This is a genomic window from Furfurilactobacillus curtus (assembly GCF_045862785.1).
Classification (GTDB): Bacteria; Bacillota; Bacilli; order Lactobacillales; family Lactobacillaceae; genus Furfurilactobacillus; species Furfurilactobacillus curtus.
Genome location: NZ_BQXO01000016.1, coordinates 1 through 3,136, shown reverse-complemented (window position 1 = coordinate 3,136; position 3,136 = coordinate 1). Strand labels below are relative to the sequence as shown.

Annotated in this window: 3 protein-coding genes; all 3 read right to left on the bottom strand. The window is 43.9% G+C overall.

From position 1 onward, the window contains the following. The coding region (locus ACKTR2_RS10045; RefSeq protein ID WP_407884995.1) for a SadB/YajI family lipoprotein at positions 1–429 on the bottom strand (429 nt) is incomplete at its 3' end. Between the two features lie 13 nt (positions 430–442). Beyond that, complete coding sequence (locus ACKTR2_RS10040; RefSeq protein WP_407884993.1) at positions 443–1,597, bottom strand: phage tail tip lysozyme; 1,155 nt, start codon at positions 1,595–1,597, stop codon at positions 443–445. Further along, positions 1,598–3,016, bottom strand: a complete 1,419-nt coding sequence (locus ACKTR2_RS10035; RefSeq protein WP_407884991.1) for a type VII secretion protein EssB/YukC — start codon at positions 3,014–3,016, stop codon at positions 1,598–1,600. Positions 3,017–3,136: the final 120 nt, after the last annotated feature.

Sequence of the window (3,136 nt, the reverse complement as noted above, 5' to 3'; positions counted from 1 at the left end):
GTTCAGTTGATTTAACTTAGCTGAAACACTATTGCTATCACCATACGTGCCCTTATTTGAAAAGTATTGCTGATATAGCTTGTCGGAAATCAAGTCTTTCACGCCATCTTTACGCTGTCCGTAGGTCTTGGGCTTGAAGTTATTCATGACCTTAAAGAACTTGGTGACTACCGTATTAAAACTCAGTTCAGCCTGACTTTTGTCTTTATTATTTTGGTAGGTCTTATAACTGTCAATTTGGGTGCTCAATAACTGCTTTTGTTGGTTGGTTTTAGTCAATTGCTGGTTAACTTGGCGCTTCTGTTTTTGTAAACGACTAATCTGCTGTTGCGCCTGCTTAACTTGGCTATGTTGATAGGCATTCGCCCCTAATGACATGATTAAGATCAAACTACCAATCGCAATACTTAAAACCATGCTGCGTTTCATTTACTCGTCCTCCTTACTTCTTGATTGGCCGAGCTAACGTTACATCGCTACCACTTAGTAAGCTATAAAAGGCGGTGCCAAAGGTGCTTTCGTTAACCTTGTCGCCTACGCCACCTTGTTCAATGATTTTGGTGGCTTTGCCTTGCCATTTGCTTAGTAGAATGGCAGTATGGCCGTCGTTTCCAGCTCCCACGCCTTGATTAACGATCACAATATCACCGGCTTTCGCGTCAGTTTCACTGATCTGTTTCAAGTATTGATGGCTGCCTTTGGCGTCACTGGCCATCGTGCCGGTAAACCAACCCATGTTGGCCGGTACCTTGTAACCAGCTTTATTAAGCGCTAACCAGACAAAGCCTGAACAATCGGTTCCACCGGTTTTGTTAGGATTCTTTAAATCGCTACCTAAATCGGGGCTAGGGTGAGTTTGAACATAATAGAAGTCGCCCTTCATACTTTCCGCGTTTTTAACAATGCTGCCACCGGAATAGCTCGGGTCACTATCACAACCTAGTTCGGTCAGATCGCCGGAACTTGCATTATCTAACGTATTACCGGCCACGGGATCACTTGCACCCAACACGGAATACCAATGATCGGCATAACCGTATCTTTGGCTTAAATACCATTGTTCCGGGTTCTTACTCATACCCTCGTAATCCATTAACCAGGCTTTGGTCGCTTTATGCACGTCCGCATATTTAAAAATCTGCTTGTTTGACGCATAGTAACTACTGTTCAATTCTTGGTCGAGATAATCCAACTGTACCCCGAGATTGGTCGCTGGTTTATTTTCTTTATGGGCTAAGTCCTCCAACTTATCTTTTCGGCCACCTAACCACTGGGCTAAGCCCGTGGCCCCGGAACTTGAATTAACGGACTTGGGATCAAGCCGACTTTCTAGTTGTAAGACCCCCAAGATACCAGCCGCCGCTTGTGGCGTGGCACCATACTTCTGTTTCCAGTGCGCATAGATATTTTTGGCATTTTCTGTCATGCTCTTACTATCTAACTGTGTTTCTGTAGTGGTTGAGTTATCACAACTGTTTTCTTGCAATTGACCTGTTACTGCCGCAATTAACAAGATGATTAGCAGAAGGGCGCCGCCCACAATATAAGCAATCAACTTCCACTTCTTTTTCTTATATTCGAAAGACAGTACTTGCATTTAATCACCCACTTTGTGCTTGGCCTGATCGACTTGTTTTTGCGCTGCTGATTGGTCACTCTGCGCGTTCTTTAAGTCCGACTTAGCCGAATCCACCTTCTTGTCTTTGTCCTTATCTTTACTGCCATCAATCTTGTTGGCGTCATCTAACTTCTTTTGGGCGTCACTAACTTCGTTCTTAGCGGCATTGAGACTTAACAAGGCTTTTAAATACTTAGCTTTAGGACTGTTCACGCCGGCTAACTTGGTTTGGACAGTCTGGGCGTCTTGCGTATCATTATGGGCGAGGAAAGCTTGCCCTATTCTCAATAACACATCAGCGTTCGTCGTAAAGGATAATTGGTTATTAAGCGTATTGGTATCATAATTAACAATCGCTTTTTCGAGTTTCAATTGATCTTTTTGCTTACTCGTCGCCTTAGTTGGTAACTGCCAATCGGCCACTTGACTGCTATCTTGGTTGGCATAAGCCGCATTAACAACCTTGTTCAACTGACTTGGGTCAACGTTTAAGGCTTGCTGGTACTGACGATGCTTTAAAAAGACACTGACTTGCTTAGCTGAAGGATAGCCGGCCCGTTGCATATCTTTTTGCGCTTCTGACCACTTGTGATCATTTAAAGCGGTTTGAATTTGACCGCTATATTTTAATCGCATGACCTGGGCTTGGGTCTGGTTAGCCAAGCTTTGATATTGCCGTTCGTCACTTTTATGGACTAAGCCGATGGCCAAAACGGCCACAATCGCCACCCCGGCCATACTCAACCATAAACGTTGTTTGGTTTTCTGCTGGGCCGTTTCAACTTCCTGCCATTCGTGATAGCTCACAAAATCCTCAATGCCGTTAACCACTTCCGTTAACTCATTTAACGACGTAGCTTTAGCCACTTGTTGTAAATAGTCATCTGGGTGTTTGGCCAAGGCTTCTTGGGGATTGCTTAATAGCCGTTCGTAAGGCGTCCCCGTCAAGCAAAATAGAATCAGCGCTTTGTATTTGGCTAAATTGCTATGCTTGTCATCATAAGGCATGAGTTCATTGGCCCGGTAGGCGTACCAAACATGTTGCATGGGGTAATACCACAGGTTAGCTGGGTTCAACGCAACGTGATACTGGCTATCGTTAACCACATTTTGCGCCATGATTTCCTTGGCAATTGCTGATCGGATTGCTTTATTTTCATGTGGTAATTCCTTTAATGATCTGACCTTATCCGGCAAGGTATAAGTTAAAACAACCTTCTGGTCTTGCTCAACTACGTTAACCAACTGTAAGAAATTGGCATCAGCTTCCTTTAATTCGTTTAGCTCACTCAACTGGTCATATCGAAATTGATTGTGATTAAGCTCTAGGATTAACTTGTTTCCTTGCCGTTTGAATGTCCCAACCTCGATATTTAATAGTTGGTTTGATTTACTCATTTAAAGTCCCCCCTTCCTCTTCGGTGGTAGTTAAAGCGTCAATTTCACTGGGGGTTAAGACCACGCGCTTTTGATAATCCGGTTGCCCAGCTGTCTCACGGTTGTATTTCTCTTGGTAAG